This window comes from Brevibacillus reuszeri (assembly GCF_002897295.1).
In the GTDB taxonomy this organism is placed as follows: Bacteria; Bacillota; Bacilli; order Brevibacillales; family Brevibacillaceae; genus Brevibacillus; species Brevibacillus reuszeri_A.
In genome coordinates this window covers 1-12,730 of sequence record NZ_BEXF01000040.1, presented here as the reverse complement: position 1 = coordinate 12,730, position 12,730 = coordinate 1, and the positions used below count along the sequence as shown (strand labels likewise).

Below are 12,730 nucleotides of genomic sequence, written 5' to 3'. Positions count from 1 at the left end.
GGTCGGACAGTAGACCCAATTGGGCCTACTCCTTGCCGCCTTCTTCCTCGACTTCGATCCATTCATAAAGTGATTCCATTGGCTTTCTCACAGCCACAGCAATGGTCTTCATGTTCTTAGGGTGCATGACATACCGATTACGACACCAGTCAGATATCCGCTGACGGGAATAGCCAGTCTTTAAGGCAAGGTCTTGGTTGGTCCACCCTAGATCATCTAGAATATCGGGAAGAAGGCAGCGTCCGACTTTAAAAGCCATAGCTCCTCCGAGATAAAAAAGTGATCACAGGAATATTTTAGCATCAAAATAGTTCGATGCTTCATTTATTTCGTGGCTGTTAAGGTGGAATCTTGTCTACTGGTAAAGTTATACTAAAGGAAAATAATTACCAGTGGGTGACTTAGCATTGGATATCATTCTGTATCTAACCCTAGGATTTTTAGATGGAATTGCAATTGTTGCACTGGGATTTAAAGTATTTCGTTTTCCTATCAGCTGGTACAAACGGGAAATAGGACTAATTGCCTTTATTCTTACTTGTTGCTCTTACATAATACGGATTTTAGTCGGATTTCCAGAACTAGACATGATCATTCAATATGGACTTATCGTACTGTTTTTTCGGTATCTTTTGAAAGTAAAGTTATTTGATTCACTAATGATACCAGCAGTAGGTTACCTTATTTTTGATTTAGTTCAACTCGTAATTTACCCTCAAATGATTTCGCTAGGGATGATATCGCTTGAAGACATTCAGCAAAACATTGGATACGGAACGTACTTGGTTCAAGTATCAGGACAAGTAGTGTGCCTGCTCATATGTTGGGTGTTGTATCAGTTTAATCTTGGTTTCTCATTTATCACGTGCCCACCGCATGATGTTGATGTGCGTTTCAGTTTGAGAGGTCACGACTTCCTTATGTTTTTAGGGGTAGTATGTAGTTCACTAGTGTTCTCGGGCATTCTGTATTGGCTTTTCCACTATCATAATCAGTGGGAATTCGTCACTATGGCTATAGTAGTTATCCTGGTGTTGATGCTAGTTATCGCATACAGGAAGGAAGGGGAAGACATTTGATTGAAGCGTTGGCAATAAGAATTGCACACAAAATAAAGCATGCAAATCCTATCGAAACAAATAGCGTGGAAATCATGGCATATTCACTATCTATCCTAATCAATACATTTGCAGTTATTGGCACTTCATTAGTGATCGCTTTCTTTCTAGGGACAACCTGGGATACTTTCTTATCCATTTTTTCTTTTGCTATTCTTAGAATGGCCTCTGGTGGTCACCATGCGAGAAACTTGACGATTTGCTTCGTTGTCTCAACAGGTTTGTTTGTACTTATTCCGTTCATTCCATTAGACGATAACTATGTTATCTTCGTAAATTTGTTTACGCTGCTGTTGGTGGCTGTCTTATCACCTCATAACGGCGAAAAAAATAACATCCCCAAAAGGCTTTATCCATTATTCAAATCCATCTCGATTGTATTGGTTCTGAGCAGTCTTATCTATTCTAACGAATCCATAGCGTTGTCTATGTTAGCTCAAGCTCTTCTCTTAATCCCGTTCCGAGGAAGGAGGTGACAACTATGAAAAAGACAGCAGCGAAATGGGCTTCAAACATTTTAGGAATGACTTCTGTTGCATTTGCAGTGGTTTTTAAAGGCTTTATCGGCGCACCAGATTTACCAAAAGAACTCAACAAGAATAAGTGATGCTGAGTGTCAGAAACGATTAAGATAACGGGTATCAGGGTTGAAAACGGTAAGGTCATTGAGTATCGGGATTTTCTGTTCAATGATATTTACTTTGTTACTTCATTTCGCCCGCCAAACTCGTCTACTCGGATTCTCATTTTTCACACTCGTTATGGAGAATTCCAGCAAGTGAATACTCTTGATGGGATTAAAAATGCCTGGCGTGATTATGGATTTTTATCTCTGGATACTGTGAATGTTGTCAATGTGCAGGCAATAGTCAGGATCGAGGAACATATGGATCAAATACTTGCTTTTTTTCCTGACGGAACCAGTACAACAATCTCCAGAAAGAAGTACAGAAAGTTAAAGAAAACATTGGGACAGATCACTGGAGATTCTAAGTGATCTGTTTTTTTTGCATTAGTATATTATTAGGAATTTTGTAAGTAAATGCTAATCGGAGCATGCCTCAACTGTCAGATACATCCAATTCATTTGATGCTATCATCTTCCTTAATCGTTAGAAGAGGAGGAACTATAGTGTTAAAAGCAGAGGGGCATGATTTGCATGTATTACTGGTAGAGGACAATGCTGTTTACCGAGGTATATCCAGCAAGTTGTTACTGTTTAATGATCATGTAAAAGAGGTTTTCACAGCATCGAATGTAGATGAAATGTGGAGAATCGTAAAAGAGAACAAAAAAATAAATTGCCTTGTCCTCGATTTTAATCTTGGGACCAACTCTATAACAGGTATTCAAGCGTATACCATGCTGCAAAGCCAAGGGTATGATCTTCCAGCCATTATTCTAACCGGCGAAGATGTCGACGCATTTGAATCATATATGGTCGGGATTGTTGATGTAGTCAGTAAAGGGCTGCTTTACGATTTCAATCGAATAAACATGGCGATTAACAAGTTACAACGCTACTCTTTCTTCAAGGAAGTACAAAACAGCAATGGGGTCGTAATACCTACCTTTAACGGCGGCACATTAAAACAACTTCTTGGGTCTCAGGTGCTGTATATTGAGACGCAAACGCCAGGATGCTTAATCCATATTAAAGGGAAGGCTGAACCTTGCCAAACCGATTTCTCTCTGAAGGTATATGAGGAATTTTTAGAGAACACCAATTTTATGAAGTTATCACGGTTTCACTTGGTGAATGTTGAACATATCAGTTCTTACGATGACGAAGAGGAAATCACATTGTCAGACGGAACCAAATTGATTATCAGCAGCGAAGGTAAGCGGTTGGTGAAGCTGTTATTAAATAGCAATGGCACATTTAAAAGGATATTAGAACCATTTATGACACTGAAACCAGTTCACTAGGAGGCGAAATCACTTCACTAGGGTGCGAAAAGCTTTCGCCGTAGGGTGAAATCATTTCGTTAGGGTGTGAAACGAACCCGATGGTGTGTGAAACGGTTTCATGTCATAGTGAATGGTTCTAAATAGGTAGTGAATCGACATTCGCAGCGACAATATTCGTGCTAACATGAGTGGTGTAGACAATACACCACTTTTTTACGTGTCACAAAAAATGAAATTGCGACATTTCTGATTTAAACTAAATACATACATAAAATGATCAACATTTGTTGGGGGGAGAAATGATGATTGGACCGCTAGCAATGGAAGAAATTAAAGGCGATGAGCAGTTTAGAGATATTACAAAAGACGTTGTGAATGCAATAAACAGTCTTCTGGAAAACATAAACAACGAGGAAGCTGCAGAGATCGTACAGGAAATAAAAAAGAACCAATCATCACTTCTCAGATGATTGGTTCTTTGCTTTTAATCCCGCAGCAAAGACTAGCGCTTGCTCGATTATTCGCTTTCGTTCATTTTCTGGCAGTGTTACGAGAGTGTCTAAAAGCTCCCTGAGTTCCCCTGATACTGTGGGATCACTCCTATAATCGTATTCCGCGCTCGGTTCCGCAACAATATCATTTTTTATTCCGGTTGGACGTATTGGATTAGGATCATCAGATAATCCTAGAAGCCAATCAAGTGAACATTCGTATACTGTTGCAATTTTTGACAATGTATCCTTATCAGGAGACCTGTAATCTCTTTCGTAATTCGAAACCACTTGAGATGATATACCAAGTCTCTTAGCTGCTTCTCCTTGAGTCCAACGATGTGTTTCCCTGAGTTTCTTCAGTTTTTCACCAAGAGTCAAAGCACTCACCCCCATTGACTATAGTCTATCACGCATAAACGCACCGTTTAATATTATAACCAAAAAGTTTATAAAGCATATTGACTAAACGTTTCGTTTATATTACTATAGTGACAAGAACTAAACGAAACGTTTATATGCGAGGTGAGAAAGTTGATTTTAGTACACGAACGAATCGAACAAATCAGGATAGAAAAGGGTATCACCAAGTCGTTTTTAGCAAAGAAATTAGGCATGTCATCGATGGGGTATCACTATTTATCAATTGGTCGATCTCCAATAAGTACGGATAGATTGCAAGTCATCGCAGAAGCATTGGGGGTAGATCCGAGAGTTTTTTTTGACCCTAAACTAAACGAATCGGTTAGTTGTTCTGGTAGTAAACAACAAACAGCTTAAAAAAGGAGGTTCGACAACAATGAGACAAGCTGTTGCTCATACCCTTTATAAAGGGGAGGGGATGAGCATGGAAGTAGATCACGATCCGTTAAAGAGACCGACGTACGAAATGCAAGTAGGCAACACGACGATCAAAATTCGTTCAGCATTGCCGTTTATGACTCCTGATGAGCAAGAGCGTTGGTGGATTGAAAACGACTCCTTACCAGAAGTGCAACGTTTTAAAAAGGCTCGGATAGCTGGCCTGATCCACGTCGCCAAACTTGAAGCTGAGCGAAACGTAGATAGCGCGTAGTACCGGGAAACCGGTGCTTCACAGGACAAGCCTTCTGCTATATACAGTTGTGTGATGAAAGCGAGGTGATACTAATGTCTGAAATCAACCAAGTGCAGTTTCCCGAACTTGATGAAGCAGTTGAAAAGCAAGTAAGCGTTCTTGCAGCAAAAAACATCGAGATTATCGTGTTGAAAAATGATGTTACTGCGCTCTCGAATGACCTTTACGTAAAACATGTACTACTTACAGACGGATCAGAACTGATTAGTTTCTCGCAAATATGTTCTGTATCCATGAAGCACTATACATCACTTGATACCAACCGAATGAGCGAAAGAAGTATCAGGGTGTTCATAGACTTCTTAGATAAAAAGAACACCCCATCGTGAGCACGAGGGGGAGTCTGGAAGATGAGCTAACTTCATCTTACACCGTAGGGAATTGCTTGTGTGTTCTCATACTTGCTCTTTTGTTCCGATTTGGAACATTCAATGAATGAAAGGATGAAATGAATCATGGAGTTCGGTGCGATTTTGAAAGCGTGCCGGGTACGGTCAAAAATGACCCAAGATCAACTTGCAGAAAAACTGCATATTGCCCGGAGCTGTGTAAGCAAATTGGAGTCAGGTAAAAAACTACTCGACGTACCAACGCTGGTTAAATGGGCAGAAGCTACAAGTTCAAGAGAGGTTGTTGTTGCTTGTTTATACGGTGTGGATGGGTTGTCAATTCTACAGAACGTTATGGGTATGATGTTCACATTTTGGTTGATCTAGAAAGGAGAGAAGGAAAATGACTGCATATCTGGGACCAGAAACATTGTCACTATTGTCGAGTGCAGACCGCGACATCGTACACACAGCTCTGATAGAAGCAGCAAGATGCGAAACGTTAACATCTGTTGATCTTCTAAAGAATAAACGGTGGATACTCGCAACCAAAGTAAAACGTCAAGAACCAGTTGATGAGGAAGAGTTGGGATGGATTATCAAATCACTTCGTGAACGTGCTGACAGAACAGAACGAAGAGGTATGGCCCTGAATCCCATCTGTGATAGAAGAATTGCAGATAAGGTTACGGAGATTAAACAAGCTCGTGAACAAGCGATGATCAGTAGCATTGCAGCTCGATATAAAGAAATAACCGCCTGCGGCTAACAGACGGCTACGAGAAAAAACTAATGTACTGGAAGAATACCACAACTTCATACAGGAGGACAAGCCCATGAATAAATCGTCTTCGGGTAAAGATAATGTTGCGATAGATAACGTTGATCCAAAATGGGATCGCTGGGTGTCATATCAAGAAAATGGAACGTTGAAAATCTCTGATTTATCCGTTTTGAAGGGTGGGGATGGCTGGGAAGACCCGCAGGAAATTGTACTTCAAAACTGGGAAGAGATTTGCCGCCTCCGTGATTTTTTAAACAAGCTGGAGCCAGTCATAATTCCTGAACAAGTGAAGGAGGAAATTCATCTTGAACGCGCAACTGCTTGATTTTCCTGAACATGTTGAACGAACTGAGCCCATACGCCAGAAGCAACAAGAACTATTAGCTTTTGACGTATCCAATGAAGCGCTGGAGGACGAGATAAAGAAGCTAATGCTTGAGCTGGAGGATAGAACGGATGCAGCAGCATCAGAGCTACAGAGCGAGCTAGAGAGCATTTGGGAGTTCAAGGACGACTTTTCTGCTCAAGATAATTGGGATGCTGTACAAGAACAGAAAAGAGAAATGAAAAGACTTGTATGAATGCGGGCTTCGGCCCTGCTTGCAGAACCAGTTGAACTGATTTTGCAAGGAGGCTCGAACCTCCCTGGAACAAGAAAACTCCAGAAACATATACAACGAGGCAAATGGTGGCGCAGTCATTGGAGCTGCAACGGTCGCGTAGAGGATGGGGCGCGGCAGCCTCGTGACCAAGAAAGGAGGGAACATTGTGGGATGGTATGGACCCATAAAACACAAGAAGCGTAACGATCTGATTGGGCAAACAGGGACATTAAAACAAAAAATCACCATCGTGGATGCGAACGAAAGCTATCACGGTATTGATGTACAGGTGCGTGATTTTAGGGGAGAAAAATTTTGGACAAGCCTCGAAAACGTCAACCTGGACAACGAGAAAGACTCCGCGGCAACGGAGTCTGAATGAAACACCTAAAAGAATTTCGATTGCTTATAGCTTAGCGTGATTACCCCTAAAAAACAAGAGGGAGGCACGGGAAATGCAAGCTTTACGCTTGGTTAACACACTAAACATGCAGCATGCAGACTGGCTTGAATATCGTCGTTTAGGTATTGGTGGATCTGATGCTGCGGCCATTTGTGGAATGAGCCGATACAAATCTCCTATGGGAGTTTATCTAGAGAAATTAGGTGAACTACCGCCAGTTGAAGACAATCCAAAGATGAAAGCAGGTCGTAAACTGGAGCCTGTTATCGCTGATTGGTTTGCCGAGGACACCGGATATAAGGTGTGGCGGCAAAATGCAATATTCCAACATCCTGAGCACCCATTCATGTTGGCAAACATTGACCGCTGGTTACCAGGGCTTAACGCAGGTTTAGAGTGCAAGAACACATCTGAATATTGCAAAGACGACTGGTCCGGTACACAGGCTCCTACAGAGTACATTCTCCAATGCAATCATTACATGGCTGTTACAGGTGCAGACAGGTGGTTTATCGTCGTTCTGATCGGTGGATGGGATCTCCAATGGAGAGTGATTGAGCGTGATGAAGAGTTAATCAAGAATTTGATCACCATCGAAAAGGGGTTCTGGGAAGATCATGTGATGGCTAAAATGCCCCCAGCCTTTTCTCATCAGGACACGGAGTACCTCAAGACTACTTTCGCAGAATCAGCACCAGATTCCTCAATTGAGCTCCCAGAAGATGCATATCCGATCATCCAAGAATTACACCAAGCTAGGGCCGATAAAAGCATTGCGGAGCAACGAGAAGAAGCAGCCAAGAACCAAATCAAGGGCTACATGCAAACAAGTGAAAGAGCATACTTTCAGGGGGATCTTTGCTTCACATGGAAAACGGGAAAACGTGGACGTACATTCCGCGTGATTGGAGGCGATGAGTAATGTCGGAATCCAAGACAGTCAATCAGTCGAATTTAGCCGGGCAATTGGCTCAGCGTACGATGACAAAAGCTGAAAATTTTAATGCTGTCATCAAAAAGGAGCTTGCCGATAACTTTCAAGCAATAAAATCACTCGTTCCAAAGCATATGACACCAGAGCGTTTAGCGCGTATCACATTAACCGCTATCAGCAGGACGCCATTACTGGCTGAATGCACGCCAGCATCTATTGTAGGAGCAGTTATGAACTGCGCAACCTTGGGGCTTGAGCCTAACCTAATCGGTCATGCCTACCTTGTTCCGTACAAAAATAAGCAAGGATTCATGGAATGCCAATTCCAGATTGGTTACAAAGGACAGATTGATTTGATTCGTCGTACTGGGGATGTATCGAAAATATATGCAGAGACGGTCTACGAGAATGACCTGTTTATTTATATCAAAGGAGAGGACAAGCGTCTCATCCATGTTCCTTTCGATATGCTGCATCACCTTGAGAACTTTGTTCCTAATAAAGACGATTTCATGGAAATCATGATGGCGCAAGCAATATCAGCTATTAGAGAGCGCAGTGCGAAGGATGAAGGAAAACCAGTTCGTTACTATTCTGCGTATCGATTAAAAGATGGATCGTTTGATTTCGTTACTATGACAGCGGAGCAGTGTTTGAAACATGCGATGGTTCACTCTAAGTCAAAGAAAGACGGAAAATTAATTGGTACATGGAAAGATCACTTTGAAAGCATGTGCAAGAAAACGTGCATCAAAGAAATGGCAAAATATATGCCGATCAGCATTGAGGTACAAGAGAAGCTAGCGACTGATGAAGCAGTGCTGAAGCTGAGAAAAGATAACGGGATTGAATCAGACAACATCTTTGACGTGGATTACAAAGTAGTAGAACAGGAGCAAGAAGAACCTGAACAAGAAGAACCTGAACAAGAGGTAGCTGAGAAATGATAGAACGATGGTTTCCCCTCCCGGACTTGTATCGGCTGTATGACGATCCAGAGACGTTAAAGCGGTTTGCGAAAGCATATATGGCGCGGAATTATCCGGGATGGATACCACTCTTGATCAACCAATACAGAGTGCTTGCACGAAGGCAAGGTGATGAAAATGGGCATGTTTGATGAAGTTCGTTCAGTACAAAAACCAAAACATAAGCGTCGTGTGAAGAAGCAAAAAGAGCGAGGCAAAATCACTGCTGACGTACTGGATGAGGTATGGGAACGGGATAAAGCCTGCTGCGTGATTTGCAGGAAGTCTGCAAGGCAAGTTTGGACGCTAGAGGCACACCACATCCTATTCAGAAGCCAGGGAGGTACTGGAGAGCAGTGGAACGTTGCTCTCGCATGCGGTCCGGTTACACAAACGGGAACGTGCCACTGGAAGGCTCACAATACGCGAGCTGGTCGACAAGCATTTGTGGAGTATCAACAACGAGTGCTCCTGCCTCTCTATAAGATGGACGTTTCATAAGAGGAGGGAAGTAAAAAATGGCTAGTCCACAACCTACAGACGCACATCTCAGAATAGCCCATTCACTCTGGGAAGAGATCACAATGAGAGACTTCTCTAAACGCCAGAGAAGCGTTATTGACCTCTTACTAAGGCTTAGCTGGGGATGCGGTAAAAAGGCTTGGATGTACGACAGTTACGCAGACTTTGAAGCTGTTGGCGTGTATCGGAATGTAGTAAGCGAGGAACTGCAGCACATGGAAGGAAACAGAATCATAAAGTGGTTTCCTGAATTTCGAATCATCATGTTCAACAAAAATTTTGAAGAGTGGACGATTCCGCGAAAGAAAAAAGCCTCTTCTGAGCATATGAAAAGGCTAGTGAATAACAGCTTACAAAACATTGAGGTCACCAATGTTTTATTGTCGACACTATTACAAAACATTGATCAAAGCAATAAAACATTGTCAGGATCAATGAAAAACATGACGGACGACAATGAAAAATATGATGGGGATAACTCTCCAAACCCTTGCGGCTCTAAGGATGGAGAGATGCCTAAAGAAAGTCTTTTAAATAAATCTATTAAAATATCTTCTTCTACGAACGAGATACATAGCGCAATCGGGATTAATGACACCATCGTTGAAGAAGACCTAAACGAAGCTGAAATGATATGCCAGCGAGTGGAAGAGAAAATGATAACTCGAACTGGACAAATGTACTATCTGAAAAACGAAGAGCCACTAAAAATCCAGACATTCCTTGCAAGCGGTGGCACACCAGATCTTCTCCTCGCTGCGATAGACGAAGCTTTTGATCAGTATCAGCCAAGATACCCGAGTGACAAGATAACGTCAGTTAATTACTGCTTGCCGTTTGCATGGAAAAAGCTTGAGCGAAGTAAGGCTGTCGCTAATGGGAAGAACGCAGAACCTATGCCCGTACGAAGTCAGCCCCAGCAAAAAACAAGGAGAAACAATGTTGTACCGATGATGGACAAGCTTCCTCAAACCGTTCAATGGCAAATGGAGCAAGAAAAAAACGGGACGCAGTTTGAGAGAGGCAAACATATCTCGGAAGACCCTGAATTAGCAGCTTTATATGCAAACCTTAAGCGTGATAAAGCTGCTGGAAAATAAACAACCAAGGAGGCAATCATGAACAAACTTGTTTTCATAGAGAATGGACGACCAGTGACAGACAGCCTGACTGTTGCTGAAGTCTTTGACAAGGAACATAAGCGTGTTCTCCAGGATATTCGAGAACTAGGCTGCAGTGAAGAATTTGGTCGGCACAATTTCGTGCCTATCTCATACAAGGACTCAATGAATAGGGACAAGCCTAAATACCTTCTGACTGAACAAGGATTCACACTCTTAGTCATGGGATATACAGGGCATCAGGCAATGGAATTCAAAGAAAAATACATCTCTGAATTTCATCGGATTCGGGAAGAGTTGGGAGCACATAAAGAATCCAACGTTGTGCCACTGAATGAACGTCAGGCACTAATCAAGTCATTGCAGCTAACAGTTGAGCTTGCTGGGGAGATGGAAGAAGTCAAAACCATCGCTCATACGCATAGCCAGAAGCTTATTGAACTAGAGCAAAAGGTTGACGAACAAATCACGTTGGATCACGGAGAACAGCGCACGCTGCAAAAAGCTGTTTCCCGCAAGATTTACGAAATAGAGCATGACCCGAGACGTCGAGCAGAACTCTTCAGGCAGCTGTACCGGGAAATTAAAGACCGTTGGACTGTTGCTAGCTACCGAGACGTCAAACGGACCGAATTAAAACAAGTTATCAGGTATGTAGAAGCTTGGATGCCACGACGGATCGCTTAGGAGGAAGACATGGGAATGCGAGTGAGTCAAGCCAACCGAGGTAAAGGATTTGAAGACCTGCTGAACTTCACGAATGAACAATACGAACGCGCTGGAATAGCGCTCATCCATAAGCGGCCAACACCGATCAAACCCACAAAGACTAAAGGGAGCCGTATTCTATCAGGGTACTTCGAAGAAAAATCGACTGTTGATTACGATGGGGTGTACCGTGGGCGAGCTGTTTACTTTGAGGCGAAGAGCACCCGAGAAAGAACAAGGTTTGATCTTGATAACATCAGCAAACACCAGATTGAGCACCTGGAGAAAACAGAAAAAATGGGTGCTGTATGCTTCCTCTTGATCGAGTTTTCAGCGTTAAAAGCAACCTATTTTGTCTCGTTATCTTTCATTCGAATGGCAATGCTCCATGCTCAAAACGGCGGACGTAAAAGCATCCCCATCGAGGACTTTGAAGTATATGGATGCCTAGTTACTCAAACAAATCGAGCTGTACTGGATTATCTGGTCCATGTGGACAAGCTTATCGGCATAGACGCTGCGTAAGAGCGGAGAGGGGAAGTGTGGAAGATGAGCAAAGCAGTACGTACCCCAAATAGATATGGTACGGATATGAGAGCAAGGAGAAGGGACGACAAAATCACCTCTGCTGTGGGTGAGTGCATTACACGGCCCATGACAGAGGACGAACGAGCAAGGCTAGAGTCCCTACCGAAGCCTGAGCCAAAAGAACGAATCATAGGTATGAACATTATGGTTGATAAGGCGATGAAGAGAAAGGGCTACTCAGGATAGCGTAGCCCATGACCGTTGAACAGCTCGCGGATGTGATTGTAAACACGAACATGTAAATCCGGAAAGACTACTGCGACATCACCTGGCGACAGTTGCAGACGATCTGAAGGTTGTTCAATCGAATAAGGCACCTCCATAGCGTCTAGGGCCTCTTTCAGGTAGCTAACTTCACTCCAATTCACTGCATAATAAAACGACTTTTCCACGTTATCACGCTCCTGACGGAAGCGTAGCACAATCAAGTGCAACTAGAAAAGGGGGATTCAAATGAACTTTGTAGAGCCAATCCGTGATAAAGAAAAACTCAATGAGCTCAAGCAACTGTTGAGAGAAAATTCAGCGAGAGATGGATTTCTTCTAACGTTTGGTGTCAACACAGGATTAAGAATCTCCGACATACTGCCTTTGAAGGTAGGGGATGTTCGAGGCAAGACACATCTGGTGATAACAGAGAAGAAAACAGGTAAGCCAAAACGATTCAAGATAAACAAGACATTGCGAGGTTACATCCAGGGTTATACAGAAGGACTGGATGATGATGACTTTTTGTTCAAGTCAGAGAAAAGACCGAAGCCAATAACCAGAGTACGCGCTTACCAGATACTCAACGGAGCTGCCCGAAAGATTGGACTCAGCGAGATCGGGACACATTCGCTACGTAAAAGCTTTGGATATCATTTTTATCAGCGCACGAGGGACATTGCTACGCTTCAAATGATTTTCAATCACAGCCATCCAGCGATCACGTTGAAGTATATCGGAATTACGCAAGACCTGATTGATAAGGCTGTAGAGGATTTCAGCCTATAGGATACACAGTCTCAATTAAGTTAAATTTGGAGGTTAAAAATCATGAATGAAGTCAAACGGATGTACCTGAAAGGGTTAATTTCAGCAGCGTATCGGATGGCTAGTAACCTTCTTAATAAAGAGGAAGATGAACTGAC

At 42.7% G+C, this 12,730-nt stretch carries 26 protein-coding genes; 23 read left to right on the top strand and 3 right to left on the bottom strand.

The window, feature by feature from the left end; all coding sequences use genetic code 11:
* Positions 1-25: 25 nt before the first annotated feature.
* Positions 26-259 carry a helix-turn-helix transcriptional regulator gene (locus C3B52_RS37945; RefSeq protein WP_103110556.1) on the bottom strand — a complete coding sequence of 78 codons (234 nt, stop codon included), beginning with the start codon at positions 257-259 and terminating at the stop codon, positions 26-28.
* Positions 260-392: 133 nt separating this feature from the next.
* On the opposite strand from C3B52_RS37945, the gene C3B52_RS32855 reads away from it, so the two are divergent.
* From C3B52_RS32855 to C3B52_RS36970, 6 genes are all read left to right on the top strand, one after another.
* Positions 393-1,079, top strand: a complete 687-nt coding sequence (locus C3B52_RS32855; protein ID WP_103110555.1) for a hypothetical protein — start codon at positions 393-395, stop codon at positions 1,077-1,079.
* A complete protein-coding gene (locus C3B52_RS32850; RefSeq protein ID WP_164685027.1) occupies positions 1,076-1,594 on the top strand; it encodes an accessory gene regulator ArgB-like protein in 519 nt (172 codons plus the stop codon). Before C3B52_RS32855 ends, C3B52_RS32850 begins: the two co-directional genes overlap by 4 nt.
* 5 nt (positions 1,595-1,599) lie before the next feature.
* Positions 1,600-1,725, top strand: a complete 126-nt coding sequence (locus C3B52_RS37940) for a hypothetical protein (RefSeq protein ID WP_268811919.1) — start codon at positions 1,600-1,602, stop codon at positions 1,723-1,725.
* Between the two features lie 6 nt (positions 1,726-1,731).
* On the top strand, positions 1,732-2,115 hold the full coding sequence (locus C3B52_RS32845) for a LytTR family transcriptional regulator DNA-binding domain-containing protein (protein ID WP_103110553.1): 384 nt from the start codon (positions 1,732-1,734) through the stop codon (positions 2,113-2,115).
* A gap of 135 nt (positions 2,116-2,250) precedes the next feature.
* A complete protein-coding gene (locus C3B52_RS32840) occupies positions 2,251-3,048 on the top strand; it encodes a LytR/AlgR family response regulator transcription factor (protein WP_164685026.1) in 798 nt (265 codons plus the stop codon).
* A gap of 284 nt (positions 3,049-3,332) precedes the next feature.
* A complete protein-coding gene (locus C3B52_RS36970) occupies positions 3,333-3,500 on the top strand; it encodes a hypothetical protein (RefSeq protein WP_164685025.1) in 168 nt (55 codons plus the stop codon).
* Here the strand turns inward: C3B52_RS36970 and C3B52_RS32835 are convergent.
* On the bottom strand, positions 3,486-3,902 hold the full coding sequence (locus C3B52_RS32835; protein ID WP_164685024.1) for a helix-turn-helix domain-containing protein: 417 nt from the start codon (positions 3,900-3,902) through the stop codon (positions 3,486-3,488). The two genes, C3B52_RS36970 and C3B52_RS32835, sit on opposite strands and share 15 nt — an antisense overlap.
* Before the next feature lie 144 nt (positions 3,903-4,046).
* Here C3B52_RS32835 and C3B52_RS32830 point away from each other — a divergent pair, with 144 nt between their 5' ends.
* The 16 genes from C3B52_RS32830 to C3B52_RS32760 all read left to right on the top strand — a co-directional run bounded on the left by C3B52_RS32830 (position 4,047) and on the right by C3B52_RS32760 (position 11,783).
* Entirely contained in the window at positions 4,047-4,301 is a 255-nt protein-coding gene (locus C3B52_RS32830) for a helix-turn-helix domain-containing protein (protein WP_164685023.1), read from the top strand.
* Between the two features lie 19 nt (positions 4,302-4,320).
* Positions 4,321-4,596, top strand: a complete 276-nt coding sequence (locus C3B52_RS32825; RefSeq protein WP_103110549.1) for a hypothetical protein — start codon at positions 4,321-4,323, stop codon at positions 4,594-4,596.
* Between the two features lie 74 nt (positions 4,597-4,670).
* A complete protein-coding gene (locus C3B52_RS32820; RefSeq protein WP_103110548.1) occupies positions 4,671-4,967 on the top strand; it encodes a hypothetical protein in 297 nt (98 codons plus the stop codon).
* A 126-nt stretch (positions 4,968-5,093) separates the two neighbouring features.
* On the top strand, positions 5,094-5,354 hold the full coding sequence (locus C3B52_RS32815) for a helix-turn-helix domain-containing protein (protein ID WP_103110547.1): 261 nt from the start codon (positions 5,094-5,096) through the stop codon (positions 5,352-5,354).
* A 16-nt stretch (positions 5,355-5,370) separates the two neighbouring features.
* Positions 5,371-5,736: a hypothetical protein gene (locus tag C3B52_RS32810; RefSeq protein WP_103110546.1), complete on the top strand. Its 366-nt coding sequence runs from the start codon at positions 5,371-5,373 to the stop codon at positions 5,734-5,736.
* A gap of 67 nt (positions 5,737-5,803) precedes the next feature.
* Positions 5,804-6,076 carry a hypothetical protein gene (locus C3B52_RS32805; protein ID WP_103110545.1) on the top strand — a complete coding sequence of 91 codons (273 nt, stop codon included), beginning with the start codon at positions 5,804-5,806 and terminating at the stop codon, positions 6,074-6,076.
* Positions 6,057-6,332 carry a hypothetical protein gene (locus C3B52_RS32800; protein WP_103110544.1) on the top strand — a complete coding sequence of 92 codons (276 nt, stop codon included), beginning with the start codon at positions 6,057-6,059 and terminating at the stop codon, positions 6,330-6,332. Before C3B52_RS32805 ends, C3B52_RS32800 begins: the two co-directional genes overlap by 20 nt.
* 187 nt (positions 6,333-6,519) lie before the next feature.
* Entirely contained in the window at positions 6,520-6,735 is a 216-nt protein-coding gene (locus tag C3B52_RS32795) for a hypothetical protein (protein ID WP_235615931.1), read from the top strand.
* A gap of 73 nt (positions 6,736-6,808) precedes the next feature.
* Positions 6,809-7,678, top strand: coding sequence for a YqaJ viral recombinase family nuclease (locus tag C3B52_RS32790; protein ID WP_103110543.1), 870 nt, complete (start codon positions 6,809-6,811; stop codon positions 7,676-7,678).
* A complete protein-coding gene (locus tag C3B52_RS32785) occupies positions 7,678-8,637 on the top strand; it encodes a recombinase RecT (RefSeq protein WP_103110542.1) in 960 nt (319 codons plus the stop codon). Before C3B52_RS32790 ends, C3B52_RS32785 begins: the two co-directional genes overlap by 1 nt.
* The gene (locus C3B52_RS36965; protein ID WP_164685022.1) at positions 8,634-8,810 is read left to right on the top strand and encodes a hypothetical protein; all 177 of its coding nucleotides are present in this window, start codon (positions 8,634-8,636) and stop codon (positions 8,808-8,810) included. The genes C3B52_RS32785 and C3B52_RS36965 overlap by 4 nt, the downstream gene beginning before the upstream one ends.
* Positions 8,791-9,159: an HNH endonuclease gene (locus tag C3B52_RS32780; protein WP_235615930.1), complete on the top strand. Its 369-nt coding sequence runs from the start codon at positions 8,791-8,793 to the stop codon at positions 9,157-9,159. Before C3B52_RS36965 ends, C3B52_RS32780 begins: the two co-directional genes overlap by 20 nt.
* A gap of 17 nt (positions 9,160-9,176) precedes the next feature.
* Positions 9,177-10,280: a replication protein gene (locus C3B52_RS32775; RefSeq protein ID WP_103110540.1), complete on the top strand. Its 1,104-nt coding sequence runs from the start codon at positions 9,177-9,179 to the stop codon at positions 10,278-10,280.
* Positions 10,281-10,298: 18 nt separating this feature from the next.
* Complete coding sequence (locus C3B52_RS32770) at positions 10,299-10,988, top strand: Rha family transcriptional regulator (RefSeq protein WP_103110539.1); 690 nt, start codon at positions 10,299-10,301, stop codon at positions 10,986-10,988.
* A 9-nt stretch (positions 10,989-10,997) separates the two neighbouring features.
* Positions 10,998-11,534: a Holliday junction resolvase RecU gene (locus C3B52_RS32765; RefSeq protein WP_164685021.1), complete on the top strand. Its 537-nt coding sequence runs from the start codon at positions 10,998-11,000 to the stop codon at positions 11,532-11,534.
* 24 nt (positions 11,535-11,558) lie between these two features.
* Positions 11,559-11,783: a hypothetical protein gene (locus C3B52_RS32760; protein ID WP_103110538.1), complete on the top strand. Its 225-nt coding sequence runs from the start codon at positions 11,559-11,561 to the stop codon at positions 11,781-11,783.
* Here the strand turns inward: C3B52_RS32760 and C3B52_RS32755 are convergent.
* A complete protein-coding gene (locus C3B52_RS32755; protein WP_103110537.1) occupies positions 11,771-11,989 on the bottom strand; it encodes a hypothetical protein in 219 nt (72 codons plus the stop codon). The genes C3B52_RS32760 and C3B52_RS32755 overlap by 13 nt on opposite strands.
* Positions 11,990-12,050: 61 nt before the next feature.
* Between C3B52_RS32755 and C3B52_RS32750 the strand changes: the two genes are divergently transcribed.
* Positions 12,051-12,593, top strand: a complete 543-nt coding sequence (locus C3B52_RS32750) for a site-specific integrase (protein ID WP_103110536.1) — start codon at positions 12,051-12,053, stop codon at positions 12,591-12,593.
* The last annotated feature ends 137 nt before the right edge of the window (positions 12,594-12,730 follow it).

Bases quoted from the DNA above. Each gene is read 5' to 3' on its own strand.
- C3B52_RS36970 (WP_164685025.1), top strand. From the start codon at position 3,333: ATGATTGGACCGCTAGCAATGGAAGAAATTAAAGGCGATGAGCAGTTT.
- C3B52_RS37945 (WP_103110556.1), bottom strand. From the start codon at position 259: ATGGCTTTTAAAGTCGGACGCTGCCTTCTTCCCGATATTCTAGATGAT.
- C3B52_RS32750 (WP_103110536.1), top strand. From the start codon at position 12,051: ATGAACTTTGTAGAGCCAATCCGTGATAAAGAAAAACTCAATGAGCTC.
- C3B52_RS32775 (WP_103110540.1), top strand. From the start codon at position 9,177: ATGGCTAGTCCACAACCTACAGACGCACATCTCAGAATAGCCCATTCA.
- C3B52_RS32780 (WP_235615930.1), top strand. From the start codon at position 8,791: ATGAAAATGGGCATGTTTGATGAAGTTCGTTCAGTACAAAAACCAAAA.
- C3B52_RS32820 (WP_103110548.1), top strand. From the start codon at position 4,671: ATGTCTGAAATCAACCAAGTGCAGTTTCCCGAACTTGATGAAGCAGTT.
- C3B52_RS32825 (WP_103110549.1), top strand. From the start codon at position 4,321: ATGAGACAAGCTGTTGCTCATACCCTTTATAAAGGGGAGGGGATGAGC.
- C3B52_RS32760 (WP_103110538.1), top strand. From the start codon at position 11,559: ATGAGCAAAGCAGTACGTACCCCAAATAGATATGGTACGGATATGAGA.
- C3B52_RS32805 (WP_103110545.1), top strand. From the start codon at position 5,804: ATGAATAAATCGTCTTCGGGTAAAGATAATGTTGCGATAGATAACGTT.
- C3B52_RS32810 (WP_103110546.1), top strand. From the start codon at position 5,371: ATGACTGCATATCTGGGACCAGAAACATTGTCACTATTGTCGAGTGCA.
- C3B52_RS32765 (WP_164685021.1), top strand. From the start codon at position 10,998: ATGGGAATGCGAGTGAGTCAAGCCAACCGAGGTAAAGGATTTGAAGAC.
- C3B52_RS36965 (WP_164685022.1), top strand. From the start codon at position 8,634: ATGATAGAACGATGGTTTCCCCTCCCGGACTTGTATCGGCTGTATGAC.
- C3B52_RS32770 (WP_103110539.1), top strand. From the start codon at position 10,299: ATGAACAAACTTGTTTTCATAGAGAATGGACGACCAGTGACAGACAGC.
- C3B52_RS37940 (WP_268811919.1), top strand. From the start codon at position 1,600: ATGAAAAAGACAGCAGCGAAATGGGCTTCAAACATTTTAGGAATGACT.
- C3B52_RS32785 (WP_103110542.1), top strand. From the start codon at position 7,678: ATGTCGGAATCCAAGACAGTCAATCAGTCGAATTTAGCCGGGCAATTG.
- C3B52_RS32815 (WP_103110547.1), top strand. From the start codon at position 5,094: ATGGAGTTCGGTGCGATTTTGAAAGCGTGCCGGGTACGGTCAAAAATG.
- C3B52_RS32790 (WP_103110543.1), top strand. From the start codon at position 6,809: ATGCAAGCTTTACGCTTGGTTAACACACTAAACATGCAGCATGCAGAC.